Origin of the sequence: Streptomyces lacrimifluminis (genome assembly GCF_014646095.1) — a bacterium.
Classification (GTDB): Bacteria; Actinomycetota; Actinomycetes; order Streptomycetales; family Streptomycetaceae; genus Streptomyces; species Streptomyces lacrimifluminis.
Genome location: NZ_BMMU01000005.1, coordinates 68,919 through 94,806 on the forward strand (window position 1 = coordinate 68,919; position 25,888 = coordinate 94,806).

Consider the following 25,888-nt stretch of genomic DNA (forward strand, 5'->3'; position numbering starts at 1 on the left):
CCCGCGCGCCCTGTAACAGCGGCACACGCCCCCTTGTTGACCGTCGCTTTACCTGCCACCCTGAAGTTCCCCCCATTTGTGAACTTGTGAAACCCTGAACAAGGCAGCAAAAAAAGGGGCGGGAACTCTCTAGGAGGTGGCTCCACCCCATGCTCGTACGTGACGCAATGAGCACCGTGGTCCTCACCATCGGCCCCGATCACACCCTCCGTCAGGCCGCCGCCCTGATGGCCGCGCGGCGGATCGGCGCGGCGGTGGTCCTCGACCCGGACGCCGGCGCGATCGGCATCCTCACCGAACGCGACATCCTCAACTCCGTCGGCCGCGGCCAGAGCCCCGACGCGGAACGCGCCCACGCCCACACCACCAACGACGTCGTCTTCGCCACACCCTCCTGGACCCTGGAGGAGGCCGCATCCGCGATGGCCCACGGCGGCTTCCGCCACCTCATCGTCCTGGACCGCGGTGAACCCACGGGCATCGTCTCGGTCCGCGACATCATCCGTTGCTGGGCCCCGGCTCGACAGCACGCGCCCGCCTGAACGGAAAACGCACCGAGGGCCGGAGTCCTGTATCGGACTCCGGCCCTCGGCCTCAAGTAGCGGGGACAGGATTTGAACCTGCGACCTCTGGGTTATGAGCCCAGCGAGCTACCGAGCTGCTCCACCCCGCGTCGGTGAACACAACGTTACGTCAGCCCGACCGGCAAAGGCAAATCGCTTACTTTCAGCACCGCCCGGCGCCTTCAGCCCGTCCGGCGTTTGAGGACAAGGCCCGTTCAGGGCCGGAGGGGGGTCTGGGGGCGCAGCCCCCAGGAACGGGATGGGACGGGTAGGGGCGGCGGGGGCGAAAAAGCGAACGCCCACCCCCACCCACCGCACCGTCAGGCGGAAAGCTCCTCCCGCAACGCGTCCCGCAACCGGGCCGCCCGCTCCGCAACCTCCCCCGGCCCCAACGAAACCGCCAGATCAGCCCACCGCTGCCCCTCCGCCAACTCCCCCCGCCGCGCATACACCAGCGCCAACCGCAACGCGGCCCGCCCATGCCCCGCCTCGGCCGCCCGAGCCCACCACACCGCGGCCTCGGGCTCACTCCCCTCCCGAGCCAGCAACAGCCCAAGATTGAACGCCCCGTTGCGGGACCCGGCCTCGGCCGCGGCCCGGTACCACCGAGCCGCCTCCACCACGTCCCCACGAGCCGACGCCAGCATCCCGACCCGCACCTGAGCCCGCCGATGCCCCTGGGAAGCCGCCCGCTCGTACCACTCCTCGCACTCCGTCTTCTCGTGCGCGATCTCACCGAGCTCGTGCGCGGGCGCCTGCGGACGCCGCGCGTCGAGCACGGAGGCCAGCCGATACGCGGCCTCGGGGCTCCCCCCGCCCGCCGCACACCGCAGATACCGCTCGGCCTCCCGCTCGTCACCCTCCCGCAGACGGGCGATCCCGACCTGCAGCGCAGCCTCGGTGTGCCCGGCGCCGGCGGCCCTCTCGTACCACCGCAGCGCGGCCACGTCCTCGCCCCGCCCGGCGTACAGAATCCCGAGGTTGAAGGCGGCGTCGACACTGCCCGCCTCGGCGGCCTTGGAGAACCACGGCTCGGCCCCCGCCGCGTCCCCCACCTGCAACAGCAGAATGGCGAGCGCGTTCGCGGCCTCGCGGTGCCCCGCGTACGCGGCCCGCCGGTACCACTGCTCGGCCTGCGCGGTACGCGACTGCTCGGCGCAGAGCAGACCGAGGTTGTACGCGCCGTTCACGTCCCCGGCGTCCATGGCCGCCCGGTACCAGCGCTCGGCGGTCTGGGTCTCACCGCGCTCGGCGTGCAGCGCGCCCAGCGCGTTGGCCGCGTTGCCGTCCCCGTCCTGGGCAGCCCGCAGCCACCACACGGCGGCGCTCTCGGCGTCCCCCGCGTCACGCAGCAGGAACCCGAGCGCGCACGCGGCCCGGGCGTCGCCGTCCTTGGCGGACGTCAGATACCAGCGTCCGGCCTCCTTGAGCTCACCGCGTCGCTCCAGAATGGCCCCGAGATGCAGCGCGGCCCGCTGATGCCCCCGAGCGGCGGCCTGCCGGTACCACTGCTCGGCCTCTCCCGCGCCACCGTCACCCGCACCGTCCTCGGTGCCCGCGCTCTCCGCACCCTCCGCGGCCCTGCGGTCGAGCGCACGGGCAAGCCGGTACGCGGCCTCCCGGTGCCCCCGCTCGGCGGCGACCCGCATCCACTGCTCCGTGGCCACGTCCCCGCGGTGCTCCAGCAGATCGGCGAGGGCGTACGCGCCCAGCACGTGCCCCTGCTCGGCGGACTGGCGCAGCCAGTACTCGGCGGCCGGCTCGTCGCCGCGCTCGCGGTGGTGGCGGCCGAGCGCGTGCGCGGCGGGGGCGGAGCCGGCGACGGCGGCGATCCGCCACCAGCCGGCGGCGTCGTCCGCGTACCCGCGCTGGTGGAGGAGGACGCCGAGGTTGTTGGCCGCGGCGCGGTCACCGGCGGCGGTGGCGGCACGCAGCTGAGGCTCGGCCCCGTCGAGATCACCGCGGCGCAGCAGCATGGCTCCGAGGACACTCATCGCCTCGACGTCGCCTGCCTCGGCGGCGAGCCGTTGGCGTGCCTCTTCTACCGCCTCGCCGGTTTCGTCCCGGTCGGAAGGCTGCACAAATCGCCCTGTCTCCAACAGAGTTGCCTTGTCCCCCATAACGTCCATCGTCGCACCACCTGCAACCTGGGTACACCTGGTATACCGCAGCCAGTGAGGTCTCTACAGCGTTTTGTCGACATGCCCACAGAGAGACAAGTGAAACACAGTTACCCCCAACTGCCCCGGGTAGGCGCGGCCTTCACCAGGTCGGCACATGCGTTCGCACACCACGAAGGCCCGGATCCTTGGAGGATCCGGGCCTTCGCGATCAGTAGCGGGGACAGGATTTGAACCTGCGACCTCTGGGTTATGAGCCCAGCGAGCTACCGAGCTGCTCCACCCCGCGCCGTTGTGTTGCAACCGTACCACGGCGCGGGAGGGGCAGCGGACGCTGCCTCAGCAGGCCCTCCGACCAGCACTAACCACTGGCGGAACTACTGCTGGAACTGCTGCTGGGACTGGCACTCGGGCTACCGCTGGGACTGGGGCTCGCACTACCGGAGGACCCGCTCCCGGCACCACTCCCGCTGCCGGCCCTGTCTGCCGCGGCCTGCGCCGCCTCAGCCCTCTTGAGCGCGTCCTCAAGGGCCGTCTGCGCCTTGCCGTACGCCTCCCAGTCGCCCTTCTTGAGAGCGGCCTGGCCGTCCTCGAATGCCTGCTGGGCATCGTTGAGGGCCTCTTGGACCGTCGGGTTGTCGGACGACGGTGGCGGCGTCGTACCACCGCCCTCGTCCGGTGGCTCGGTGGTCGTACCCTCCGCCCCGAAGACCTTGTCGAGCGCGGCCTCGAGTGTGTCCTCGAAAGCGGTCTGGCCGTCGTAGGTCACCAACACCTTGCGCAGCAGCGGGTACTTGAGTCCGCTGCCTCGTACGTAGACGGGCTCCACGTACAGCAGGCCTCCGTCGAGCGGCACCGTCAGCAGGTTGCCGTACTCGATCTCCGAGTCCCCGCCTCTCAGCAGCCTGATGGTCTCGGCGATGTCCTGTTCGGAGTTGAACTGGCTCTGGACCTGTTTGGGTCCGCTGACGGTTCCGCTCGTCGGCAGTTTCAGGATTCTGATCTTGCCGTAATCACTCGTCCCCGCCTCGGCGTTGACGGACATGAAGGCACTCAGGTTGTCCCGGCCGTTCGGCGTGAACGTCGTGGTCAGGGAGAACGCCTGCGCCTGCTGGTCGGGCATCCTCATGCTCAGGTAGTACGGCGGCACCGCGTCGCCCGACTTGTTGCTCGGGTCGTCCGGCACCTGCCACACCTCGGAACCGCTGAGGAACGTCTCGGCGTCCGCCACGTGGTAGCGGGTCAGCAGCTCGCGCTGGACCTTGAACAGGTCCTGCGGGTACCGGAGATGGGCCATCAGCGAGGCCGAGATGTCACTCTTCGGCTCGACCGTGTCCGGGAAGGCCTTCATCCAGGTCTTCAGGACGGGGTCCTTGGTGTCCCACTGGAAGAGCTTGACCTCGCCGGTGTACGCGTCGACGGTCGCCTTCACCGAGTTGCGGATGTAGTTGACCTGGTTCTGCTGGGCCACCACCGCGCGCTGGTTGTTGCCTGCGGTGAGCGAGTCCGCCGTCGTGTCTCCCAGCGTGGTGCGAGAGGCGTACGGATAGCCGTTCGTCGTCGTGTAGGCGTCGACGATCCACTGGATCTCACCGTCGATGACGGCCGGGTAGGCGTCACCGTCGATGGTCAGCCAGGGCGCCACCGCCTCGACGCGCTCCTTGGGCGTGCGGTTGTAGAGAACCCGCGAACCCTCACCGATGGCACCGGAGTAGAGGATCTGCGGCTCACCGAACGCGACGGCGTACGCGGCACGGTTTATCGGGTTGGAGAGGCTGACGCCGCTCTTCCCCCGGTAGCTGGTGGTCTTCTCACCGTTGTCGTCGGAGTAGTCGATCTCCTTCTGGGGACCGCCGACGATCGAGTACTGGCTGGTCTTCTCGCCGTAGTAGATCCGCTGCTGGTACGTCCCGAGGTCACCCGTGGACGGCAGGTCGGACTCGGTGAAGACCGGGCGGCCCTGGGCGTCCCCCGTGGTGCCCTTGGCCGCGACCACACCGAATCCGTGCGTGTAGCGGAAGTGGTCGTTGATCCAGTTGTTCTTCGGAATGCCGTTGAGGTTCAGCTCTCGCAGACCGATGACCGTGTCCTGGTCCTTGCCGTCCTTGCTGTACCGGTCGACATCCAGGTTGGTCGGGAACGCGTAGTAGTTCCTGATCTGCTGGAGCTGCTGGAACGTCGGCGACACGATGTTCGGGTCCACGATGCGGATACTCGCCGTGGCGTCGACGTCGTCGCGCAGCTTGGTCTTGTCCTCGGTGTCACTGCGGCCGGCGTACTCGCTGACCTTGGCGCCGTCGATGCCGTACGCCTCGCGCGTCGCCTTCAGGTTCTTCTCGACGTACGGGGCTTCCTTCGCCTGCTCGTTCGGCTGGACCTGGAACTTCTGCACGATCGCCGGGTACAGCCCGCCGATGAGGATGGCCGAGAGGACCATCAGTCCGAAGCCGATGACGGGCAGCTGCCAGGTGCGCCGCCACAGGGTCGCGAAGAACAGCAGCGAGCAGATGATGGCGATGCAGAACAGGATCGTCTTGGCCGGCAGGTAGGCGTTGGCGTCGACGTACCGCAGACCCGTCCAGTTGCCGGTCGCCTTGAAGTCACTCGACTTCACCGCGAGGCCGTACCGGTCGAGCCAGTACGCGACCGCCTTGAGGGCGACGAAGATACCCAGCAGCACGGACAGATGGCCGGTCGCCGCTGCCGTGGCGCGGGCCCCCGGGCTGGTGACGCGCAGCCCGCCGTACAGATAGTGGGTGAGGGCGGCGGCGATCAGGGAGAGGATCGCGGCTGCGAAGCCGAAGCCCATCAGGAAGCGGTACCAGGGCAGGTCGAAGGCGTAGAAGGACACGTCCAGACCGAACTGGGGGTCCTTCTGCCCGAAGGACACTCCGTTGACCCACATCAGCCAGGTCCGCCACTGCCCGGACGCCGACGCGCCCGCGATGAGGCCGACCAGGGCGGTGATACCGAGCAGCAGCCACTTCTTGTACGGGGCGATGCCCATGCGATACCGGTCGAGGCTCTGCTGCTCCATCGACATGGCGCTCAGCGGCGGGCGCAGCCTGTGCGCCAGCCAGATGTTCACCCCTACCGCGGTCGCCATCACCAGACCGAAGACGAAGAAAAGACCGATCTTGGTCCACAGAGTGGTCGTGAAGACCGATGAGTAGTTGACCGAGCGGTACCAGAGCCAGTCCGTCCAGAATCCCGCGAACATGATGAACGCCATGCCGAGGACGGCAAGAACGCCCAGTGTCATGAGCAGGGTCCGGACGCGCCGGGACGGGCGGCCCACTCTGATCCGTGGCCCCTGCGGGCCTCCGCCGCGGTCCGGCATCTGGAAAGCCAAGGTCGGCACCTCAAAAGTCGCTGTCGGTCCGTCAGGTCCCCGTGATCGCGGACCCTCCGTCAGGGCCCGTGATCGTAGGGGCCTCACCTATGCAACTTACTCACGCTTTACTCGGTTCCCGCTTCGGGCCATGAACGAGGCAGGATTGTGACCATGTCCAACACTCCCATGGCGGCGAACCCGCTCACCCGGGCCGTACTCGAGATCGACGAGTACGCCTCCGGCCTCGGCTGGGACCAGCCGGCTCGCCTCTTCGCCCTCGTAGACACCGCCCGACTGCGGGTCCAGGAACCCTCTCTCGCAGCCCAGCTCGGCCTGGCGGACGAGCAGGCGACCACCGGTCTCACCCCGATCGAGCAGGACGAGATCCCGGCGGGCAAGCCGCTGGACGAGTTCCTCGCCACCATCGCCTGGCCTGACGCGGTGGTCGGCTGCGCCCTCACCGTCGAGCGCCTGATGCTCCCGCCGTCCGCGGAGGCGTCGGTTCCGGCGGGACTGAGCGAGAAGAAGCTCTCGGCCTGGGTCGCCGCGCACCCGGACCGTCAGGAGGTCCGGATGACGGTCGCGGTCCTGCGCGACGGCACCCGGGACTCGGCGGTGCGCCTGCGCGAGAAGGACGCGGCGACGGAGGTGCTCACGGGCTCGGGCCTGGTACCGGGCCTGGCGGAGGCACTGTCGGCGACCTTCGCGGACTAGCGGAGGAACGAGGTGGGGTGAGCGGCCCCCAGGACCGCTCACCCCATTCCTGTCTACTTCTTACCGCACTGCGGCAGATCGCTGGTGTCCCCGGAGCGGATGTCCTTGAGGGCGTTCAACGCGTCGCCGATGGTGCCCACCTTGACGAGGGTGAGTCCCTCAGGGGTGTCCTTGGCGGCGGCAGCGCAGTTGTCGGCCGGCGTCAGGAAGTACTGAGCCCCCTTGTCCCGCGCGCCGACGGTCTTCATCTCGATCCCACCGATGGGTCCGACCTTGCCGTCGTCGTCGATGGTGCCGGTGCCGGCCACGAACTTCCCGCCGGTGAGGCTTCCGGGCGTCAGCTTGTCGTAGATACCGAGGGCGAACATGAGTCCCGCGCTGGGGCCTCCGACATCGGCGAGCTTGATGTCGATGGTGAACGGGAAGGTGTGGTCGGTCCCGGCGGAGATCCCCACGATGGCGCGCTCGGCTCTGTCGTCGGCGGACCTGGTGGTCGTGATGGTGACGTCCTGCTTCTTGTTCGGCGCCCGGTTCGCCTTCTCGGCGGCGGCCTGCTCCGCGGCGGGCACGATGGTGAAGACGACCTTCTCACCGGCCTTGTGCTGGGTCACCAGCTTGGCGACGTCGCCGGGCTGCTTGACCGTCGTACCGTCGACGGCCTTGATGACATCACCGGCGTGCAGCTTCCCCTCGGCGGGAGACCCCTTCAGGACGGTGGAGACGATCACCCAGGACTGCACCGGGACGTCGAGTTCCTCCAGGGCCGCGACCTTGGCGCTCTCCTGGGACTGACTGAACTCCTCGGCGTTCTCCTGGGTCGACTGCTCCTCGGTCTTGCCGTCCGGATAGAGCGTGTCGTGCGGCACGACCTTGTTGTCGTGCGAGAGCCACCCGTACACGGCTTCGACGAGGTTCATGTTGTAGTCGGCGCTGGTGACCCGAACGGTGGTCATGTTCAGGTGGCCGGTGGTCGCATAGGTCTTGCGCCCGGAGATCCGCAGCACCGGCTCACCGCCGTGGTCCCCGAGTGTGTTCACGGTCGGCCCCGGTGACATCTCCGCATACGGCACGGTGATGAACACTCCGGCGCACAGGAGCGCGATCAGCATCAGGGTGGAGGCGAGCATCGTCGCGGTGCGGCGTGGCATGGCACGACAGTACGGGACGGTCCTGTCGGCACACCGTCAGGGCCGCCCGTGCGGTCTCTCAGGTACGGGACTTCTCCATGGCCTCGCGGAACCGCACGTAGCCGTCGAGCTCGGGCCCGTCACCGCGTGTCCGGCGCGTCCGGTTGGCCCAACTGCCCCACAGGCCGGCACCGATCGCAGCCACAAGCGGAATCAGCAACCAGGCGAGTGCCGCCATGCCGACCTCCCAACCCCGATGAGCGACCGCAACTGACTGATCAGCAGATTAACCTCCGCCGTGTCAACGCTCACGCCCGGGGGGCGGTTACGCAACCGGAGAGACCTCCCGCACAGGTCCACTCACCCGGCTCAGCAGGCGCCGACCCTCTCTTCCGCCGCCCGGCCACCACCCCTCAACGACGACGCTACGCGCCGACCCACTCTTCGGTCCCGTCGGAGAACGTCTGATGCTTCCAGATGGGCACCTCGTGCTTGAGGTCGTCGATCAGCTTCCGGCAGGCGGCGAAGGCCTCCCCCCGGTGCGGGCAGGACACGGCGACCACGACAGCGAGGTCCCCCACTGCCAGGTCCCCGACCCGATGCACAGCGGCGAGGGCCCGCACCGGGAACTCGGCGACGACCTTCTCGGCGACACGCCGCATCTCGGCCTCGGCGCTGGGGTGACACGAATAGCCGAGCGCGTCGACATCGGCACCACCGTCGTGATTCCGCACGGTCCCCACGAACAGGGCGGTCCCCCCGGCGGAGTCGTCTCCCACAGCCCGGAAAACCTCATCCAGGGAGAGCGGCTCCTCCCGAACGGCAACCAGCTTGATGGGCTCCAGAGCCGTCTGCTCACCGGGATGATCATTGAGGGATGCCATACCCCCATGGTGCCACGCACGGAACTTCCAGCCCGTCCGGCGTTTGAGGACGAGGCCGTTCAGGCCGACAGCGGGAGTCTGGGGGCGGCAGCCCCCAGGGCCGGGACGGGTAGGGGCGGCGGGGGCGAGAAACCCACCCGCACCCCACCCCTCAGATCCGCCGCCGAGCCTTCCTAGCCCGCCGCACCAACGCAGCCGTACCCAACAACGCCACCGTCGCCCCCGCGGCACCCGCCGCGGTCGCGTCCTTCCGCCCGAGCCGCCGACCGGCCACCGTATGCCGCCCGGCGACCTCCCCGAGCAGCTCCGCGAGCACCTCCTCGTTGCTCCACTGAGGCCGCCACCCGGCATCATGCAGCCGACTCCCGCTCACCACCCAGGGGTACATCGTGTACGCCAGATCCCCTGCCGGAGAGGGCGTGAGCCCGATCCGGTGCAGCCGGGCGGCGGCGCCCAGAGCCACGGCGGACGGCAGCTCCATGCGCCGGATCCCGCTGAGCTCCTCGACCTCCTCCTGCTCCAGCCACCCGTCGCACCCGACAGCCAGTTCTCCCTCGACCTTCTCCAGCACCGCGTACTCCAGAGCGCTGCACAGATCCTCGACGTGACAGAACTGCCAGGCGGGCCGCGACCCGGCCACGACAAGCAGCCGAGGCGACTCGAAATACCTGGTCAGAGCGGTGTCCGTGCCCCCGATCAACACCGCGGGACGCACCACCGTCACATTGAGCCCGGGATGTGCCCGCGGTGCGCGCCGGGCGAGTCGCTCGATCTCCAGCAGGTCCCCGACCCCGGTCGCCTCGGCGGTCGCCCGCAGCTCCGCGTCCTCCGCGAGCGGCAGTTCGTTGTCCGGCAACGCCCCGTAGACCATCGCGGACGTGCACAGCACGACCCGGTGCACCCCGGCTGCGGCTGCGGCCGTCAGCACGGTCTGCGTCCCGCGCACGTTGTACGCCGTACGGGCCGCCCCGTCCGTCTCCAGGTCCAGATCCAGGGCCAGATGGACCACGACGTCTGCGCCCCGCAGCTTCTCCGCGATGGCCGGATCCCGCACGTCGAGGATGTGCCACTGCGCCGCCGCGCACTCGCCGCGGCGCTCGTCGATGGCGATGACCTGCTTGATCTCCTCGGACGCGGCGAGCCGCTCGGTGAGCAGCGCTCCGATGCCCGTCGCGGCACCGGTGACCGCGACGACAGGCCCGCGTGGGGCCGGGTTGGTTGAGTGGTTTCGCGCTGCGCGAACCTGCGGATCTGGGGAACTCACCGGCGTCTCCAGCGGTTGTCTTCAGTAAGGACGCGCGTGACGCGTACGTACCAGGTGACATCCATCCTGCCGCAGGCCAGGAGTCGGCGAAGCACCGAGCCCCCAACCGGCCACGGTGTCTAGGCTGGGTGGTGTTGTCGGGCAGCCGCCGTCGAAAGAGCCGACGGCCTTACCAGCCGAGGAATCCCGTGAGTGACACCCCATTCGGATTCGGCCTTCCGCCGGAGGAGCCGGAGAACGGCGACGAGGGCAAGAAGGAGGACCAGCAGAGCGGTGGTGGTCAGGGACCGTTCGGTTTCGGACTGCCCGGCTTCGGCGGTCCCGGAGGCGACAATCCGCTCGCAGCCATGTTCGGTTCCATGAACCCCAACGACCTGGGCGCCGCGTTCCAGCAGCTGGGCCAGATGCTCTCGTACGAGGGCGGTCCGGTGAACTGGGACATGGCCAAGCAGATCGCCCGCCAGACGGTCGCCCAGGGGACCTCCGACGGCATCAAGGACTCCAGCATCGGTCCCGCCGAGCGCACCGCCGTCGAGGAGGCCGTCCGCCTGGCGGACCTGTGGCTGGACGACGCGACGTCGCTGCCGTCCGGTGCCGGCTCCGCCGTGGCGTGGAGCCGCGCGGAGTGGGTCGAGGCGACCCTGCCCGCCTGGAAGGAGCTGGTCGACCCGGTCGCCGAGCGCGTCGGCGCGGCCATGGGCGATGTCCTGCCCGAGGAGATGCAGGCCATGGCGGGCCCGCTGATCGGCATGATGCGCTCCATGGGCGGCGCCATGTTCGGCACGCAGATCGGACAGGCCGTAGGGGTGCTCGCTGGCGAGGTCGTCGGCTCGACGGACATCGGTCTTCCGCTGGGCCCGACGGGCCGGGCCGCGCTGCTGCCGGCGAACATCGAGGCGTTCGGCAAGGACCTGGGTGTGCCGCAGGAGGAGGTGCGGCTGTATCTCGCCCTGCGCGAGGCCGCCCACCAGCGCCTGTTCGCCCACGTGCCGTGGCTGCGCTCGCACCTGTTCGGCGCGGTCGACGGCTACGCGCGCGGGATCAAGGTCGACACGGCCAAGCTGGAGGACGTGGTCGGCCAGTTCGACCCGCAGAACCCGGAGCAGCTGCAGGACGCACTCCAGCAGGGCATGTTCCAGCCGGAGGACACCCCGGAGCAGAAGGTCGCCCTGGCCCGTCTGGAGACGGCCCTGGCGCTCGTGGAGGGCTGGGTGGACGCGGTGGTGCACGCGGCGGCCAAGCCCCGTCTGACGTCCGCGGACGCCCTGCGCGAGACGCTGCGCCGTCGGCGTGCCACGGGCGGCCCGGCCGAGCAGACGTTCGCCACCCTGATCGGCCTGGAGCTCCGCCCCCGCCGCCTGCGCGACGCCTCGCGTCTGTGGGCGTCGCTGACGGACGCGCGCGGTGTCGACGGTCGGGACGGCCTGTGGGCCCACCCGGACATGCTGCCGACCGCCTCCGACCTGGACGACCCGGACGGCTTCGTGCACCGCGAGCAGCTCGACTTCTCCGAGCTGGACAAGATGCTCGGCGAGGCAGCGGGCGGCTCCGCCGAGAAGCCGAACCTGAAAAAGGACGACGACTCCGAGTGACTCTTCACGGCAACGCGGTCCAGGTGCTGGAGAAGTACGAGGATCAGAAAGACCTCCGTCAGGTCTACCTGGACCATCTGGACGGCCATCCCGACGGGATGTGGAAGGACTGCAAGGACGGACACATCACAGCCAGCGCTCTCGTGATCGACCCGGAGCGTGAGCGGGTCCTGCTCACGCTTCACAAGAAGCTGCGGATGTGGCTCCAGACGGGTGGGCACTGCGAGCAGAGCGACAACACGCTCGCCGGCGCCGCGCTCCGCGAGGCCACGGAGGAGTCCGGCATCCCCTCGCTGCGGCTGCTCCAGAGGACTCCGGTCCGCCTGGACCGGCACCACACGCCCTGTGCGTGGCACCTGGACGTGCAGTACGCCGCCGTGGCCCCGCCGGGAGTCGTGGAGGCGATCAGCGACGAGTCCCTGGACCTGCGCTGGTTCGCCTACGCCGAGGTGCCGGACGTAGCGGACGACTCAGTCGTACGACTGCTCGAAGCGGCCCGCGCCAGACTGTGAACGTGTAAGGGGCGACCGCCCATGGTGGTCGCCCCTTACCTGTCCGGCACCGCTAGCTCCAGGCGTTGCCCTGGTTCTGTGTCCGGGCCCCGTGCTGTCCCATACCGAACTGGGCGGCGGCGCCCTGGCCGATCTGGGCGTTCTGCGGCGGCAGCAGCTCGCTGGGCTGGATCAGCGCGTAACCACTGCCCATGAAGCTGAGTTCCCAGCCCTCGCCGGTGTTGCCGCGGCGGCGCCACACTCCGGAGGTGTGCGTCTGGGCCTGCATCTGCACGCGCAGGCCGGTCGACCAGGCGACGATGGCGTCGGCGTCACAGTTGACGTACTTGTCCGGCGTCACCTGCATCATCAGCGGCGCGCCCGAGGTCATCAGGGCGACCCTGCCGCGGCCGGTGATGTTGAGCTGGTACTTCCCGGAGCCGGAGATGCCGTACAGGCTGTCCACGGCGATGACCTCGTGGTGCAGCCCGGAGTCCATCGCCAGCACGTAACTGCTGTCGACCGTCAGCCCGTCCTGTTCCACGTCCACCACATGGATGTGCTGGGCGAGGTTGGCGAGATAGACCGTGCCCTGCCCGTGGCAGCGCATCAGGTCCAGACCCTCGCCCGTGTGCGCGCGAGAGCGGCCCTGGTTGTTGCTCTGGTACTCGGCGTCGAACTCCATCAGACCCTGGTAGGCGACCATCGTGCCCTTGCGGGCGAGGATGTCGTCGTGGCCTTCCAGGGTGACCCGGAGCATCTGCTTGTTCTGGAGACTCCAGCGTTCCTGGGTCTGCGAGTCGTTGTGCGCGAAAAGTGGGCTCTGCATGGCGTTCTGGCTCCCCCTCAGCCCCGGACCCGGAGACGGTCGGTGCTGTCCTCGCTGGGCTGGACGACGACGATGCCCTGGCCGGAGAAGGCCATCTGGTAGGCCTCGCCACTGCCCCGGCCGATGAGCGACTGTGCCTTGAAGCTGCGCTTGCCCTTCACCTTGAGGTTCGGGGACCAGGCGACGAGCGCGTCCGGGTCGACGTACGTCTCGTCGTCGCCGCCACCGCAGTCGACGACGATCGGCTTGCCCCGGGAGGTCAGCGCGACCCAGCCCTGCCCGGAGATCTTGGTGTTCCACAGGCCCTGCCCGGCGAACTTCGCCAGCCCTTTGACCCGCTCGACACCCCAGGTGAGGTGCGCGTCGAAGGCGAGCAGGTTGGTGGCGTTGACGGAGATGCCGTCGCCGTTGAGGTTGATCACGACGACGTTCGCCCCGTAGTCGGCGAGGTAGAGCAGACCGTCGCCGGAGCACTTCATCAGAGGCGCGCCCTCGCCGGTCATCCAGTCCTTGGCGATCTGGCGTACGGCCGGCGGGTTGGGCTCGTACTGGACGAAGCCTTCGTAGGCGACCATCGACCCCACGCGCGCGAGGAGGTCGTTTCCGGTCTGCATGGCGACCTTCAGCATGTGGTTGCCGTGGTTTTCCATGCGGGCGGTGACAGGTGCGGGAGCGTAGCCCGCGAGCGGCTGGTTCATGACGGGCTCCCTCTAGACCTCGTAGGGCTGAACAACGATGAAGTTGCCGGGCGCGCCCCGGAACTGGAGGTTGACGCTCTCCCCGGTGTCGCCGGGGTAGGCGTTGCGGCGCACCCGTACCTGGCTGGAGACGACCACCTGGGAGGCGGCCGACCAGGCGACCACGGCGTTGCAGTCGGCGAACGTGGTGGGCGTGACGGGCAGGACGACGGGAACGCCGTGCGTCTTCACGACGATCGTGCCGGTGCCCGTGAACAGCATGGTGAACAGAGCACCGCCGGGAATGCCGTGTCCCTCGACGCGACGCACCTCGTACTGAAGGCTCTCGTCGAACGCGAGGACGTTCTCGGCGGACACGCAGATGCCGTCGCCCTGGAGCTCGATGGGGTGCAGCATCGTGGAGTTGTCGGCGAGGAACACCTGGCCCTGGCCGGTACAGCGCATCAGCTGCATCTCCTGGCCGGTCGCGTTGCCCGCGATCCGGCCGGCGAATCCGGCGCCCTTGTAGCTGAAGTCGACCTTGCCCTGGTAGAGCACCATGCTGCCCTGCCGGGCCAGCACGGGCTGGCCGCCCATGCCCAGGTCGACGCGGATCAGCTTCTTGTTCTGCTGTGTCCAGCGCTGCCCGGTCGGCGTCTCCTTGAACTGCTGGAGCGCGGCTGTGACACCGGCGCCCTGCCCGGCACCCTGCGGTACGCCCTGGGGCACTCCGTACGAGGCCTGCTGGCCGGGAGCCTGCCCGAACGGGGGCTGCTGGCCGTAGCCCGGGGGCGGGGTCGGCTGCCCGTAACCGGGCGGGCCGGGCGGCGCCTGGGGCGCCTGCGGCTGGCCGTAGCCAGGAGGCAGCGACCCGGTCTGGCCCGGCGGTTGGCCGTACGGCGCCTGAGAGGGCCCCGGCTGTCCGTAGGGCGCGGGCGCCGGAACCGGGGGCGGTACCTGGGCGCCGCCCGGCGGTGTCAGGGGCGCGACGATGGTGGGGGCCGCGTGCACCGGCGGCGCGGGGGCCGGAGCCGGGGGCGCGGGGGCTGCCGGTGGGGGCGCGAAACCCTGGGCGGCGGGCTGCGGAGCGGGCGGGGCCGCCGCCGGAGCGCCGAAAGCGGGCGGGGCGAAGCCGGGAGCGGCGCCGGTCTGGGGCTGCTGCGGAGCGGGGGTCTCCTCCTCGGCGACCTCCCCGCCGAAGTTCTTCAGCAGCGCGTCGAGGCCGCCGTCGAAACCCTGTCCGACCGCGGCGAAGCGCCACACGTCCTTCAGGTAGAAGTCGCCCAGCATCACCGCACGCTCGGTGGAGAACTCGGAGCCGTTGAAGGAGTAGCGGGCCACCTCCTCGCCGCCGGCGACGATGCGGACGTATCCGGGGGCGATCTGCGACATCTGCCCGGCGCCGTCGAGCGTGGCCGTGAACGACAGTTTCTGGATCTGCGGCGGGATCCGGTCGAGCGTGACGCGGAAGGACTCCGTGTCGCCCGCCTGAGCGCCCAGGATCTGGATGGACTCCTCCGGGGACTTCGGCTGGTTGAAGAAGACGAAGTACCGGTCGTCCGAGAGCCGCTCGTCGGCGTCGAGGCCGAAGCAGCTGATGTCGAAGGTCAGCCCCGGTCCGGAGATCTGCACACCCACGTACAGATCCGTGCCCGCTGTGAGATCACTGATCCTGGCCTTGTGGCCGCGTTGGAATTCCCTGGCCATGCGTACCGACCGTCCCCCATCCCGAATGCCGAATGCGTCGGGTCAGGCTAACGGCTAATTCCGGACGCGGCCGAAGCCGGTACAAACCCGGTACACAAAGCCCGGTCGCCGCCGCGCGCTCGCGACCCGGAGATCAGTCCCCGCGCGCGGAGGGCGGATGCGGCAGCCGGTCGGCGGCGACCACTCCTTCGAGGTAGCCACGGGCCCGCTCGGTCCGTGGATACGCGTCCAGGAGCCGCCAGAAGCGGGGCCCGTGCCCGGGGACCAGCAGATGCGCCAGCTCATGGAGGAGGACGTAGTCGACGACGTACTCGGGCATGCCCTGCAGCCGGTGCGACAGGCGGATGCTGCCCTCGGCCGGGGTGCACGAGCCCCAGCGCGTGTTCTGGTTGGTGACCCAGCGTACGGAGGTCGGCCGGGCGCGGCCGTCGAAGTACTGGGCCGACAGCTGCTCGGCACGCTCGGCCAGCTCATTGTCACCGGGCACCCGTTTGTTCTTGCTCTCCTGGGCGGCCAGTTTGTCGAGCATGACGGTCACCCAGCGCTGTTCCTCGGCCTCGGACATCCGGGCGGGGATGAGCACGACGGTGCGATCGCCCTCGCGGTACGCGGAGACCGTCCGGCGTCGCCGGGCGCTCCTGCGAACCTCGATCGCGCTCGCCCCCGAGCCGCTCGGCGGCTGGCTCGTCGTACTGCGCTGTGGGTTTCCGGCGCGGTGCAGTGGGTCGGCGGGCACGGCACGACGTTACCCGCTGTGCACGGAGGAAGTCTTGACTCCGGCGCGGTTCGGCAGCGATCCCCACCATGCGTTTGATTTGTACGACGAATACCCACCGCCTGTGGACAACTTTCGACGCCCGATGAGCAAACCGGGCATGCTGACATCCGTCGGCGGACGAGCACCGACATCCACTGACAAACAGTGACATTCAATGGGGATTTTCTCTGGCTACGGGGGCCTGCCATGCGATCAACCACCACACCTGCACCTGCGTCGGACACGACTGTCGCACTGTCGGCCACAAGCCCCTCGGGCGAGACCCGCCCACGTGTCAGTCACCCGATGATGAAGGGCGCGCTGCGCAGCGGCTGGCGGGATCTGAACACGGTGCAGTTCGGGATGACACCCGCCCATGCGATGACGCTCGGCCCGATGGACACGGCGACAGGCAGTTTCCTGAGCCTGCTCGACGGCACTCGCGGACTGCCGCGCCTCCATGACGAAGGACACCGCATGGATCTGCCGGCCGCCCATGTCGACGGACTGGTGGAGCGGCTGAGCGAGGCCGGCCTCCTCGACGACGCGACAGGCGGCGGCCCGGCCGTCGAAACGCTGCGCGGCAAGACAAAGGTTCTGGAGCGGCTGGCGCCCGATCTGGCCTCCCTCTCCCTGGTCGCGCAGACACCGGGTGAGGCGATGGCACGGCTGGCCGCTCGCAGGTCGCTGCGTGTGCAGGTCCGAGGCGCCGGCCGGGTCGGCGCAGTGGTGGCCTCACTGCTGGCGGGCGCGGGTGTGGGCCACGTCGATGTGCGCGACGGCGGCGTGGTCGAGCCCTGGGACGTCTCGCCAGGTGGCCTGCCCGTCGATTCCGTCGGCGAACGCCGGGACGAGTCCGCGCGACGCGCTGCCCGAAGGTCGGCCCCGGACCGTCCCCCACGGCGTACGGCCGCTCAGTCACCGCCCGGCGCGAACGACCCCGGTCTCTCCCTGGTGATCCTCGCCCCACGCGACGACCTCGCCGTGCATGCCCCCGACCCGGCCGCAGCAGAAGCACTCGTGACCTCGGGCACACCGCATCTGTACGCGGGCGTCGTGGAAGGAACCGGCATCGTGGGCCCCCTCGTCCTGCCGGGCGAGACGGCCTGCGCCGGGTGTCTGGACCGGTGGCGCGTCGACCGGGACCCGGTCTGGCCGCGCCTGGTGGCACAGTGGCGTTCCGCACGTCCACGCCAGGTCAGGGCCTGTGATCTGGCCCTGGCGACGACGGTCGCGGGCCTGACCGCGAGCCACGCGCTGGCCTTCCTTGACGGCAGGACGCCGTCCACCGCGGGCGCCCGCTGGGAGGTCTCCGTACCCGGGCTCGACTGGCACGCACGCCCGGTCTGGGCACACCCCGCATGCCCCTGCGGTGCCGAGGAGAAGGGTAAGAAGGAGGAACACACCTCGGAGGACGGGGAGTCGCACGAGACAATGGCGGAGCAACGGCCGTCGACGGAGTTACGCCGTAAGGCACACGCGGCGCGGCTGTCCGGAACTTGGAGGGCTCATGTCTGATCTTCCCCGGAAGGCGGTCACCCGTACCGCCAAGCTCGCCGCGCTCCCGCTCGGCATCGCCGGGCGGGCAACCTGGGGACTCGGCAAACGGATCGTCGGCGAGTCGGCGGACATCGTCGGCCGCGAGCTGCAACAGCGCACGGCGGAACAGTTGTTCAAGGTGCTCGGCGAGCTCAAGGGCGGTGCGATGAAGTTCGGGCAGGCCCTGTCCGTCTTCGAGTCGGCCCTGCCCGAGGAGGTCGCGGGCCCCTACCGCGCGGCGCTGACGAAGCTCCAGGAAGCGGCCCCGCCGATGCCTACACGCACGGTGCACTCGGTACTGGAGGCACGGCTCGGCGCGGACTGGCAGGACCTGTTCCTGGAGTTCCAGGACAAGCCGTCCGCCGCGGCCTCGATCGGCCAGGTGCATCGGGGGGTGTGGCACGACGGACGCAAGGTCGCGGTCAAGGTGCAGTATCCGGGCGCCGGCGAGGCACTGCTCTCCGACCTGACCCAGCTCAGCCGCTTCGCCCGCCTGTTGGGGCCCCTCATCCCCGGGATGGACATCAAACCGCTCATCGCCGAGCTCCGGGACCGTGTCTCGGAGGAGCTCGACTACGGCCTGGAGGCCCAGGCCCAGCGGACCCACGCGGAGGAGTTCACGGACGATCCGGACGTCGTGGTACCGGCCGTCGTCCACCAGTGCGAGCAGGTTCTGGTGACGGAGTGGATCGACGGCATACCGATGTCGGAGGTGATCACCGACGGTACGCAGGAGCAGCGCGACCGCGCGGGCCAACTGCTGGCCCGGTTCCTCTTCTCGGGCCCCGCCCGCACCGGTCTCCTGCACGCCGACCCGCACCCCGGCAACTTCCGACTGCTGCCCGGCGGCCCGGCCGGCAAGGACGACTGGCGACTGGGCGTACTGGACTTCGGTACGGTCGACCGCCTCCCGGGCGGGCTGCCCACGACGATCGGCGACTCCCTGCGCCTGACCCTGGACGGCCAGGCAGAGGCTGTCTACGAGGCCCTCTGCGCGGAGGGTTTCGTCAAGGACTCGATCGACCTGGATCCCGACGCGGTACTCGACTACCTCCTGCCGATCATCGAACCGGCCCAGGCGGACGAGTTCACCTTCACCCGAGGATGGATGCGCAGCCAGGCGGCCCGCATAGCCGACCCGCGCTCCCCCGCACACCAACTGGGCAAGCGCCTCAACCTGCCCCCGTCGTACCTGCTGATACACCGCGTGACCTTGAGCACCATCGGTGTCCTGTGCCAACTGGGAGCGACGGTCCGCATGCGCGCGGAACTGGAGGAGTGGCTGCCGGGATTCCTGCCGGAGGCCGAAGAGGAGTCCGCGGCTGCCGAGGCATGAGCCGACTTCACCACCAGGCCGAGTCCAGCCGCCCCTCGATCGCCCTGAGGTTCTCCCGGGCACAGGTGTCGCAGAGGTGGTGACGCGTTCCGTTCTCCATCGAGCAGGTCCAGGTCAACGGCAGGCTCTCGGCCTGTGTACCGCAGCGGGCGCACACGACGGGGCGGGAGTCCGTCGAGGAACCGGCATCCTCACCGCCACTGCTGCTGGGAAGACTCGTCACCCGGCGACGATATCGCCGTGGCCGACGGCCGGGAGGGCGCAACGCACCGCGGGGGTCGGTCCGTTCTGACGGACCGACCCCCGCGGGAAGTGGCTGCTGTTACTGCAGAGCTGCCGTGGTCGTTACTGCATGACCGCCATGGCAAGCGCACGGCGGGCACGCAGCGAGGCGCGCTCGGCTCGGCGCTGGAGCCGACGGGCGGTCACCACGCGGTGTGCTTGGCGATCCCGCTCGGCCTCCTGAAGGCGGTCGTGCATATGCGCACGAGCCAGGGCTTCTGGGATGAGTTGCATCTCTCGGGTCCTGTTCTGGCGCGAGTCGTTCGCACCGGTGGTGGTGAAGTCCGGGGTCGCGGAGCCGACGGGCTCGCTGGTGGTCGGCGTCATCGGGGCCTGCTTCTGGGGGTCGTGCGTGAAGGGGCGGTCGATCGTTCCTGTGATGTTCATGCTGTGACCGGGTTCTTGCGCGGACGGCCACGGGGCCGCTTGCGGGCCACAACGACACCCTGGACGAACAGCTCGCCACCCCAGACGCCCCAGGGCTCACGCCGCTCCTTGGCGCCGGCGAGGCAGGCCTCCATCAGCGGGCAGGTACGGCAGAGGGACTTGGCGTACTCGACGTCGGCCGGCGACTCGGCGAAGAAGACCTCCGGGTCGTAGGAACGGCAGGGGACGGGTACGCCGAGGTTCTCGATGGCGTCGTCGAGCGCGGTGAGCGCAGTGAGCGGGATCAAGGTGCAGTCCTCCGTGAGGCCGGGCGGGGGGATCGTTTCGGAAGGCGGTACTGACGGGGCGTGCGCTTCGAGTTGCACGGTTTGTTTTCCTCGTCTGGTCGTTCCGGCCCTGTGGGGCCGGGTGCGGCTGGTACCGGCGGGTTTTCTCTTGTCCCCGAGGCCCCTTCACTCCGTCGTCCCCGTTCGGGGAAAACAGAAGGGCCGCGGATCCCGGATGGGGTTCCGCGGCCCTGAAGGCGCCGGCCTGATCGATCAGGCTGGATCACTCCAGGGTTCTGGCCCACGGAAGGCCCACATCGTGTGGTGCTGCGTCGTCTGCTTGAGGGATCCGGCACCGGCCGCAAAGGCATAGGCCGGGGCCTTTGCCTCTACTGCTCCTGCTTCCAGTGCCTTGCTCGGTCGCTCATTGCGCTCACGGACAGGGAGACCCGCGAGAGACACGGAGGACGCCAGCCGGACGGCAGGAATGCCGGGCAGACCGGTGCCCAGGTTCGAGACGCCGAGCATGCACAGGGAGACGGTCGAGAGATCGGTCATTTTGACCGTGCTGACAGAGCTGGTGTTGATGCTGATCACTGGACTCGCCTCCTCTCGGCGTCTTGGGGGACTGGGGTGAACCAGTCCAACGGATATACGACTATGAAGTACAGCACAGGGCGAGGTCTTCTGAGAAGACTCTGTTCCCGTGGCTAAGAACCTATGGGGATCCCCGGGGCATGCGCAAACTATTTTTCCGACGAGTTTGAATCAGTCACTGCCACCCTCGCCCTCCACTTCCTGACCTGCACAGATGGCCAGAACATCGGATCCGTACCGGTTGAGCTTGCGCACTCCGACGCCGGGGATGCGGGCCAGCTCCCCTGCTTCGTCCGGGACGGTCTCCGCGATCGCCATCAGGGTCCTGTCGGTGAAGACGCAGAAGGCCGGCTGCCCACTGCGCGCCGCCTGGACCGCCCGCCACTCGCGCAGCCGCTCGTAGAGGCCCTCGTCCATGTCGGAGGGGCACTCGTCACAGCGCATCAGCTTCATCTCTCCCGCGTCGGTCAGGGTGCGCCCACAGACCCGGCAGCGGGCCGGGGTTCTCTGGGTCCGGCGCGGGGCTGCCCCGGGGCTGCCTCCGAAGCCGCGCACGATGCCACCGGAGCCTGCCGTGCCCGTCCGGGCGGCGGTGGTGACGGAACCGGGGCGCAGTCCGTCGAGGAAGCGGCTGGGACGGCGGTTCGGCCGGCCCCCGGGCGCGCGGGAGAGAGCCCAGGAGACGTGGAGGCGTTCTCGCGCGCGGGTCACCCCGACGTACAGGAGGCGGCGTTCCTCCTCGATCTGTTCATCGGTCTTCGCGTAGGTGATCGGCATCATGCCCTCGGCGACTCCGACCAGGAAGACGACGTCCCATTCCAGGCCCTTGGCCGAGTGGAGGGAGGCGAGGGTGACGCCCTGGACGGTCGGGGCGTGCTGGGCGTTCGCCCGCTCGTCGAGTTCGGCGACGAGGTCGGCGAGTGCGGCGCCCGGTTTCGCAGTAGTGAAGTCCTGTGCGAGGTTCACCAGTGCGGCCAGCGACTCCCAGCGCTCCCTGACGGCACCGGAGCCGACGGGCGACTGACTGGTCCAGCCCTCCCCCGACAGCACGGCACGCACCTGGGAGGGCAGGTCGACGACGTCGTCGAGGAGGGAGTCGTTGGCTCCGAAGCGGGCGGCGGCGCGCAGCGCGCTGATGGCCTTGCGCACCTCGGGCCGGTCGAAGAACCGTTCGGCGCCGCGCAGCTGGTAGGGGACCCCGGCGTCGGCGAGTGCCTGTTCGTACGTCTCGGACTGGGCGTTCGTCCGAACCAGGATGGCGATCTCGCTGGCCGGAACGCCACCGGCGACGAGGTCCCGGATACGGCGGGCGGCACCCTCGGCCTCGGCGGGTTCGTCGGCGTACTCGGTGTAGGCGGGTTCGGGTCCGGGGCCACGCTGGGAGATCAGTTCCAGACGGTGTTCCGCGGCCCGGCCCCGCGCCTGGGCGAGCAGGCCGTTGGCGAGGTGGACGATTTGGGGTGTGGAGCGGTAGTCGCGGACCAGTTTGACGACGGTGGCACCGGGGTGACGGGTACGGAAGTCGAGCAAATGATCAGGAGTTGCTCCGGTGAACGAATAGATCGTCTGGCTGGCGTCTCCGACCACGCACAGACTGTCCCTCTCCCCCAGCCACAGCTCCAGCAGCCGCTGCTGGAGCGGGCTGACGTCCTGGTACTCGTCGACCACGAAGTGCTGGTACTGGGAGCGGACCTGCTCGGCGATGTCGTGCCGGTCCTGGAGGACGGCGACGGTGAGCAGCAGGACGTCCTCGAAGTCGATGACGGAGCGGTCTCGCTTGACGTCCTCGTAGGTGGCGTAGATCTGGGCGATCTCGGCCGGGTCGCGGGGGGCGACTCGGCCGGACTTGGCGACGGCGGGCACGTAGTCGGCGGGGACGGTCTGGGTGACCTTGGACCATTCGATCTCGGCGGTGACGTCCCGCAGTTCGCCCCGGTCGAGGCGGATGCGGCAGGCGGCGGCGGCATCGGCGACGAGCTGGATCTTGCGGTCGACAAGGCGGGGCATGGAACCGCCGACGGCCTTCGGCCAGAAGTACTGGAGCTGGCGCAGCGCGGCGGAGTGGAAGGTACGCGCCTGGACTCCGCCGGCGCCGAGCTGGCGCAGGCGCCCGCGCATCTCGCCGGCGGCACGGTTGGTGAAGGTGACGGCGAGCACACTGGAGGGCTGGAGCATTCCGGCGCGTACGCCGTAGGCGATGCGGTGGGTGATCGCCCGGGTCTTTCCCGTGCCGGCACCTGCCAGCACGCACACCGGACCGTGCAGGGCGGTGGCCACCTCGCGCTGCTCGGGATCGAGTCCGTCGAGCACCGCGTCGGCCGAGTCCGGAACCTGCGGGAAGAGGGTGGAGTGCGTTGCTGCTGTCACACGGCCATGCTGCCAGGTCGCCGGAGACGGGTGAGCCGGTTGTCCACAGGCAGCCCCTTGCAGTCGTACTAATGCGGCAGGCGCCCTCTCGGACACCGCGGGAATGGTGGCCGGGCCGCGTACGTTCCACCACAGCGAGCACCCGTCCCCCGAACTGCTGAGGAGCGCGAGAGACATGCCGGGCACTGTGACGATGTACAGCACCACGTGGTGCGGATACTGCCGTCGGCTGAAGAGCCAGATGGACCGCGAGGGCATCGCGTACAACGAGATCAACATCGAGCACGACCCGGACTCCGCAGCGTTCGTGGAGAAGGCGAACGGCGGCAACCAGACGGTTCCGACGGTGCTGGTGGTTCCCTCCAACGACGGCCCGGAGGTCGTGATGACGAACCCGAGCCTCGCGCAGGTGAAGCAGGCTCTCGGCGCCTGACCCGCGTGTCCCGGACCCCCGACCGGCCCGGCGGCCGTGCGGGGGTCTTCGCGTGCCCGGCACGTCGGCGGGACCGGCTCAGGGGCCGGCCTCGCGCGTCAGAGCGCGCTGCCCGGCTTCGGCAGCGGCTTGCCGTACCAGAGTTCGATCAGGCGGGCCGCGATCGAGATGCCGTACGGCGGGAGGACCTCGCCGGATTCGAAGCCCGCGCGCAGGTCCTCGCGGGAGAACCAGCGGGCTTCGTGGATCTCGTCGCCGTCGACCTCGATGTCGGTGGAGACGGCGCGGGCCATGAAGCCGAGCATGAGGCTGGACGGGAACGGCCAGGGCTGGCTGGCGACGTACTCGACCTGGCGAACGAGGATGCCGGCCTCCTCGAACACCTCGCGGCGCACCGACTGTTCGATGGACTCGCCGGGCTCGACGAAACCGGCGAGCGTCGAGAAGCGGCCCTCGGGCCAGTGGACCTGGCGGCCGAGGAGGATGCGGTCCTCCTCGTCGGTGACGGCCATGATCACGGCCGGGTCGGTGCGCGGGTAGTGCTCGGCGCCACAGGCCTGGCAGCGGCGGATGTGGCCCGCGGCGGCGATGACGGTGCGCTCGCCGCAGCGGGAGCAGAAGCGGTGCAGGCGCTGCCAGTTCTCCAGGGCGACGGCGTGCACCATCAGGCCCGCGTCGCGGGGCGACAGGAGCAGGCCCGCCTCGCGCAGACCCGCGGGGCGCGCGGACTGGTCCATACGGCCGGGCAGGGCGTCCTTCTGGAGGGCGAAGTAGCTGGTTCCTTCGTCGTCGTTGCCGAGGAAGTAGCGGTGCGCTTCGGTGAGGGGGGCTTCGAAGGAGGGGGTCATGACGAGTTCGGTACGCCCTTCGGACGTCTCGTCGATGAGGACCTGGCCGCCGGAGACCACGAAGCAGCGGGTTGTGGGGTGGCTCCAGGCCGCCGCGAGCCAGGCCTCGTCGAGCCGGTGGTGCGCGGCCCGGTCGATACCGCTGGGGGCGGTGAGCGAGATGGGACGGTCGGCGGTGTGGTCGGTCCAGGTGGTCACAGGTGCTTCCAACTCCCCCGGGGGAACGGATATTTCGGCGGGCGGTTCAGCGGGATGTAGGCGGGGACGCATGGAGGGCCGGGGCTTTCGGACGGTTTTGCGCGGGTGTGGGGCGGGACTTCCCGTGTGCCCCGGGGCAGTGCCCGGTCCGGGCCGGGCGGGATCGTCAGGACTCATGGCGCCAGCTTTCCGCCAGGTCGCCCCACAGGTAGGCGGTGGTCTCGACGCCCTTGAGGAGCAGGTCGATCTCCACCTTCTCGTTGGGGGCGTGCCAACCGTCGGAGGGGACGGAGATGCCCAGGAAGAGCACGGGGGCGCCGAGGACGTCCTGGAGGTCGGCGGCCGGGCCGCTGCCGCCTTCACGTGTGTAGCGGACCCGCTTGTCGAAGGCTCGGCTCATGGCGCGTACGACGGACTGCAGGGCGGGGTGGTCCAGCGGGGTCAGACACGGGCGCGTGGCGGCCGCGAACGTGATCGCGTACCGGATCCCGGCGGGAACCCGGGTCGCGGTCCAGTCGCGGACGATCTTCTCGATGTGGTCGGGGTCCTGGCCGGCGACCAGCCGGAAGGAGAGCTTCACCATGGCCGAGGCCGGGACGATCGTCTTGCTGCCGGGGCCCTGGTAGCCGCCGCCGATGCCGTTGACCTCGGCGGTCGGACGCGTCCAGACGCGCTCCAGGGTGGTGTGTCCGGCTTCGCCGTGGGTGGCGTACGACTTGGCGGTCCGCAGCCACTGCTCCTCGTCGAAGGGGAGTTCGGCCAGGAGTGCGCGCTCGCGGTCGGTGGGTTCGGTGACGCCGTCGTAGAAACCGGGGATCGTCACACGCGCGTGCTCGTCGTGCAGCGCGGCGACGAGGCGGGCGACGGCGGTCGCCGGGTTGGGCACGGCGCCGCCGAAGGAGCCGGAGTGGATGTCCTGGTCGGGACCGTGGAACTGGATCTCGCACTCGGCGAGGCCGCGCATGCCCGTGCACACCGTGGGGGTGTCCCCGGCCCACATGCCGGTGTCGGAGACGATCACGGCGTCGGCGGCGAGCCGGTCGGCGTGCTCCTCGACGAGGGAACGGAAGTGGACGGACCCGGACTCCTCCTCGCCCTCGACGAGCATCTTCAGGTGGACGGCGGGTGCGGTGCGGCCAGTGGTGGCGAGGTGGGCGCGGACTCCGAGTGTGTGGAAGAACACCTGGCCCTTGTCGTCGGCGGCGCCGCGCGCGTGGAGGCGGTTTCCCCGGACGACCGGTTCGAAAGGGTCACTGTCCCAGCCGTCCTCGCGGGCGGCGGGCTGCACGTCGTGGTGGCCGTAGACGAGGACCGTGGGCGCGGCGGGGTCGTCGGCGGGCCACTCGGCGAAGACCGCCGGGGCGCCCGGTGTCGCCCAGACCTCGACGGTCGGGAAGCCGGTTTCCCTGAGTTTGGCGGCGAGCCAGTCGGCACTGCGGCGTACATCGGCGGCGTGGTCGGGCTGGGCCGACACGGACGGGATGCGCAGCCACTCGGCGAGGTCGTCGAGGAAGGCGGCACGGTGCTGCTCGATGTACGTACGGACGGCGCTGTCCGGGGCCTGGCTCATGGTCAT

24 protein-coding genes and 2 tRNA genes are annotated in these 25,888 nt (G+C 69.7%); 7 read left to right on the forward strand and 19 right to left on the reverse strand.

From position 1 onward, the window contains the following. The first annotated feature begins 149 nt into the window (after window positions 1-149). The gene (locus IEY89_RS10250; protein WP_189147008.1) at window positions 150-542 is read left to right on the forward strand and encodes a CBS domain-containing protein; all 393 of its coding nucleotides are present in this window, start codon (window positions 150-152) and stop codon (window positions 540-542) included. Between the two features lie 57 nt (window positions 543-599). On the opposite strand, the gene IEY89_RS10255 is transcribed toward IEY89_RS10250, so the two are convergent. The 4 genes from IEY89_RS10255 to IEY89_RS10270 all read right to left on the reverse strand — a co-directional run bounded on the left by IEY89_RS10255 (window position 600) and on the right by IEY89_RS10270 (window position 6,023). Further along, a tRNA-Met gene (locus IEY89_RS10255) sits at window positions 600-673 on the reverse strand. Window positions 674-883: 210 nt separating this feature from the next. Further along, window positions 884-2,692 carry a tetratricopeptide repeat protein gene (locus tag IEY89_RS10260; protein WP_189147009.1) on the reverse strand — a complete coding sequence of 603 codons (1,809 nt, stop codon included), beginning with the start codon at window positions 2,690-2,692 and terminating at the stop codon, window positions 884-886. 206 nt (window positions 2,693-2,898) lie between these two features. Next, a tRNA-Met gene (locus tag IEY89_RS10265) sits at window positions 2,899-2,972 on the reverse strand. Between the two features lie 72 nt (window positions 2,973-3,044). Beyond that, a complete protein-coding gene (locus IEY89_RS10270) occupies window positions 3,045-6,023 on the reverse strand; it encodes a UPF0182 family membrane protein (RefSeq protein ID WP_229695163.1) in 2,979 nt (992 codons plus the stop codon). A gap of 165 nt (window positions 6,024-6,188) precedes the next feature. Here IEY89_RS10270 and IEY89_RS10275 point away from each other — a divergent pair, with 165 nt between their 5' ends. After that, on the forward strand, window positions 6,189-6,731 hold the full coding sequence (locus IEY89_RS10275) for a PPA1309 family protein (RefSeq protein WP_189147011.1): 543 nt from the start codon (window positions 6,189-6,191) through the stop codon (window positions 6,729-6,731). Between the two features lie 53 nt (window positions 6,732-6,784). On the opposite strand, the gene IEY89_RS10280 is transcribed toward IEY89_RS10275, so the two are convergent. The 4 genes from IEY89_RS10280 to IEY89_RS10295 form a co-directional block, all read right to left on the reverse strand. Beyond that, window positions 6,785-7,879, reverse strand: a complete 1,095-nt coding sequence (locus IEY89_RS10280; protein WP_189147012.1) for a YlbL family protein — start codon at window positions 7,877-7,879, stop codon at window positions 6,785-6,787. A 58-nt stretch (window positions 7,880-7,937) separates the two neighbouring features. Then, window positions 7,938-8,096, reverse strand: a complete 159-nt coding sequence (locus IEY89_RS10285; protein ID WP_189147013.1) for a hypothetical protein — start codon at window positions 8,094-8,096, stop codon at window positions 7,938-7,940. A gap of 187 nt (window positions 8,097-8,283) precedes the next feature. Beyond that, window positions 8,284-8,742, reverse strand: a complete 459-nt coding sequence (locus IEY89_RS10290) for a molybdenum cofactor biosynthesis protein MoaE (protein WP_189147014.1) — start codon at window positions 8,740-8,742, stop codon at window positions 8,284-8,286. Between the two features lie 151 nt (window positions 8,743-8,893). Continuing rightward, the gene (locus IEY89_RS10295) at window positions 8,894-10,006 is read right to left on the reverse strand and encodes an SDR family oxidoreductase (RefSeq protein ID WP_189147015.1); all 1,113 of its coding nucleotides are present in this window, start codon (window positions 10,004-10,006) and stop codon (window positions 8,894-8,896) included. Between the two features lie 188 nt (window positions 10,007-10,194). On the opposite strand from IEY89_RS10295, the gene IEY89_RS10300 reads away from it, so the two are divergent. Continuing rightward, window positions 10,195-11,598 (forward strand): zinc-dependent metalloprotease, encoded by a 1,404-nt coding sequence (locus tag IEY89_RS10300; protein ID WP_189147016.1) that lies wholly within the window; start codon window positions 10,195-10,197, stop codon window positions 11,596-11,598. Next, window positions 11,595-12,110, forward strand: coding sequence for an NUDIX hydrolase (locus IEY89_RS10305; protein ID WP_189147017.1), 516 nt, complete (start codon window positions 11,595-11,597; stop codon window positions 12,108-12,110). Before IEY89_RS10300 ends, IEY89_RS10305 begins: the two co-directional genes overlap by 4 nt. A gap of 52 nt (window positions 12,111-12,162) precedes the next feature. Here the strand turns inward: IEY89_RS10305 and IEY89_RS10310 are convergent, their stop codons facing one another. The 4 genes from IEY89_RS10310 to IEY89_RS10325 all read right to left on the reverse strand — a co-directional run bounded on the left by IEY89_RS10310 (window position 12,163) and on the right by IEY89_RS10325 (window position 16,038). Continuing rightward, a complete protein-coding gene (locus tag IEY89_RS10310; protein WP_189147018.1) occupies window positions 12,163-12,918 on the reverse strand; it encodes an AIM24 family protein in 756 nt (251 codons plus the stop codon). Between the two features lie 17 nt (window positions 12,919-12,935). After that, window positions 12,936-13,616 carry an AIM24 family protein gene (locus tag IEY89_RS10315; protein ID WP_189147019.1) on the reverse strand — a complete coding sequence of 227 codons (681 nt, stop codon included), beginning with the start codon at window positions 13,614-13,616 and terminating at the stop codon, window positions 12,936-12,938. A gap of 12 nt (window positions 13,617-13,628) precedes the next feature. After that, entirely contained in the window at window positions 13,629-15,302 is a 1,674-nt protein-coding gene (locus tag IEY89_RS10320; RefSeq protein ID WP_189147020.1) for a TerD family protein, read from the reverse strand. Window positions 15,303-15,435: 133 nt separating this feature from the next. Then, entirely contained in the window at window positions 15,436-16,038 is a 603-nt protein-coding gene (locus IEY89_RS10325) for a M48 metallopeptidase family protein (RefSeq protein ID WP_189147021.1), read from the reverse strand. Window positions 16,039-16,365: 327 nt separating this feature from the next. On the opposite strand from IEY89_RS10325, the gene IEY89_RS10330 reads away from it, so the two are divergent. Together IEY89_RS10330 and IEY89_RS10335 are read left to right on the forward strand one after the other, a co-directional pair. After that, complete coding sequence (locus IEY89_RS10330; RefSeq protein ID WP_189147022.1) at window positions 16,366-17,577, forward strand: TOMM precursor leader peptide-binding protein; 1,212 nt, start codon at window positions 16,366-16,368, stop codon at window positions 17,575-17,577. After that, complete coding sequence (locus IEY89_RS10335) at window positions 17,570-18,934, forward strand: ABC1 kinase family protein (RefSeq protein ID WP_189147023.1); 1,365 nt, start codon at window positions 17,570-17,572, stop codon at window positions 18,932-18,934. The genes IEY89_RS10330 and IEY89_RS10335 overlap by 8 nt, the downstream gene beginning before the upstream one ends. Before the next feature lie 7 nt (window positions 18,935-18,941). On the opposite strand, the gene IEY89_RS10340 is transcribed toward IEY89_RS10335, so the two are convergent. The 5 genes from IEY89_RS10340 to IEY89_RS10360 form a co-directional block, all read right to left on the reverse strand. Then, entirely contained in the window at window positions 18,942-19,157 is a 216-nt protein-coding gene (locus IEY89_RS10340; protein WP_189147024.1) for a hypothetical protein, read from the reverse strand. A 122-nt stretch (window positions 19,158-19,279) separates the two neighbouring features. Further along, window positions 19,280-19,603 carry a putative WhiB-interacting protein gene (locus tag IEY89_RS10345; protein ID WP_189147025.1) on the reverse strand — a complete coding sequence of 108 codons (324 nt, stop codon included), beginning with the start codon at window positions 19,601-19,603 and terminating at the stop codon, window positions 19,280-19,282. Further along, window positions 19,600-19,968 (reverse strand): WhiB family transcriptional regulator, encoded by a 369-nt coding sequence (locus tag IEY89_RS10350; protein WP_189147026.1) that lies wholly within the window; start codon window positions 19,966-19,968, stop codon window positions 19,600-19,602. The genes IEY89_RS10345 and IEY89_RS10350 overlap by 4 nt, the downstream gene beginning before the upstream one ends. Window positions 19,969-20,142: 174 nt before the next feature. Next, window positions 20,143-20,466 (reverse strand): hypothetical protein, encoded by a 324-nt coding sequence (locus IEY89_RS10355; protein ID WP_189147027.1) that lies wholly within the window; start codon window positions 20,464-20,466, stop codon window positions 20,143-20,145. A gap of 171 nt (window positions 20,467-20,637) precedes the next feature. After that, window positions 20,638-22,833 carry an ATP-dependent DNA helicase UvrD2 gene (locus IEY89_RS10360; protein ID WP_189147028.1) on the reverse strand — a complete coding sequence of 732 codons (2,196 nt, stop codon included), beginning with the start codon at window positions 22,831-22,833 and terminating at the stop codon, window positions 20,638-20,640. 175 nt (window positions 22,834-23,008) lie between these two features. On the opposite strand from IEY89_RS10360, the gene IEY89_RS10365 reads away from it, so the two are divergent. Next, window positions 23,009-23,266, forward strand: coding sequence for a glutaredoxin domain-containing protein (locus IEY89_RS10365; RefSeq protein ID WP_006383423.1), 258 nt, complete (start codon window positions 23,009-23,011; stop codon window positions 23,264-23,266). A 98-nt stretch (window positions 23,267-23,364) separates the two neighbouring features. On the opposite strand, the gene nudC is transcribed toward IEY89_RS10365, so the two are convergent. Continuing rightward, a complete protein-coding gene (gene nudC, locus IEY89_RS10370) occupies window positions 23,365-24,312 on the reverse strand; it encodes an NAD(+) diphosphatase (RefSeq protein WP_229695138.1) in 948 nt (315 codons plus the stop codon). Window positions 24,313-24,478: 166 nt separating this feature from the next. Continuing rightward, window positions 24,479-25,888, reverse strand: coding sequence for a dipeptidase (locus IEY89_RS10375; RefSeq protein ID WP_189147030.1), 1,410 nt, complete (start codon window positions 25,886-25,888; stop codon window positions 24,479-24,481).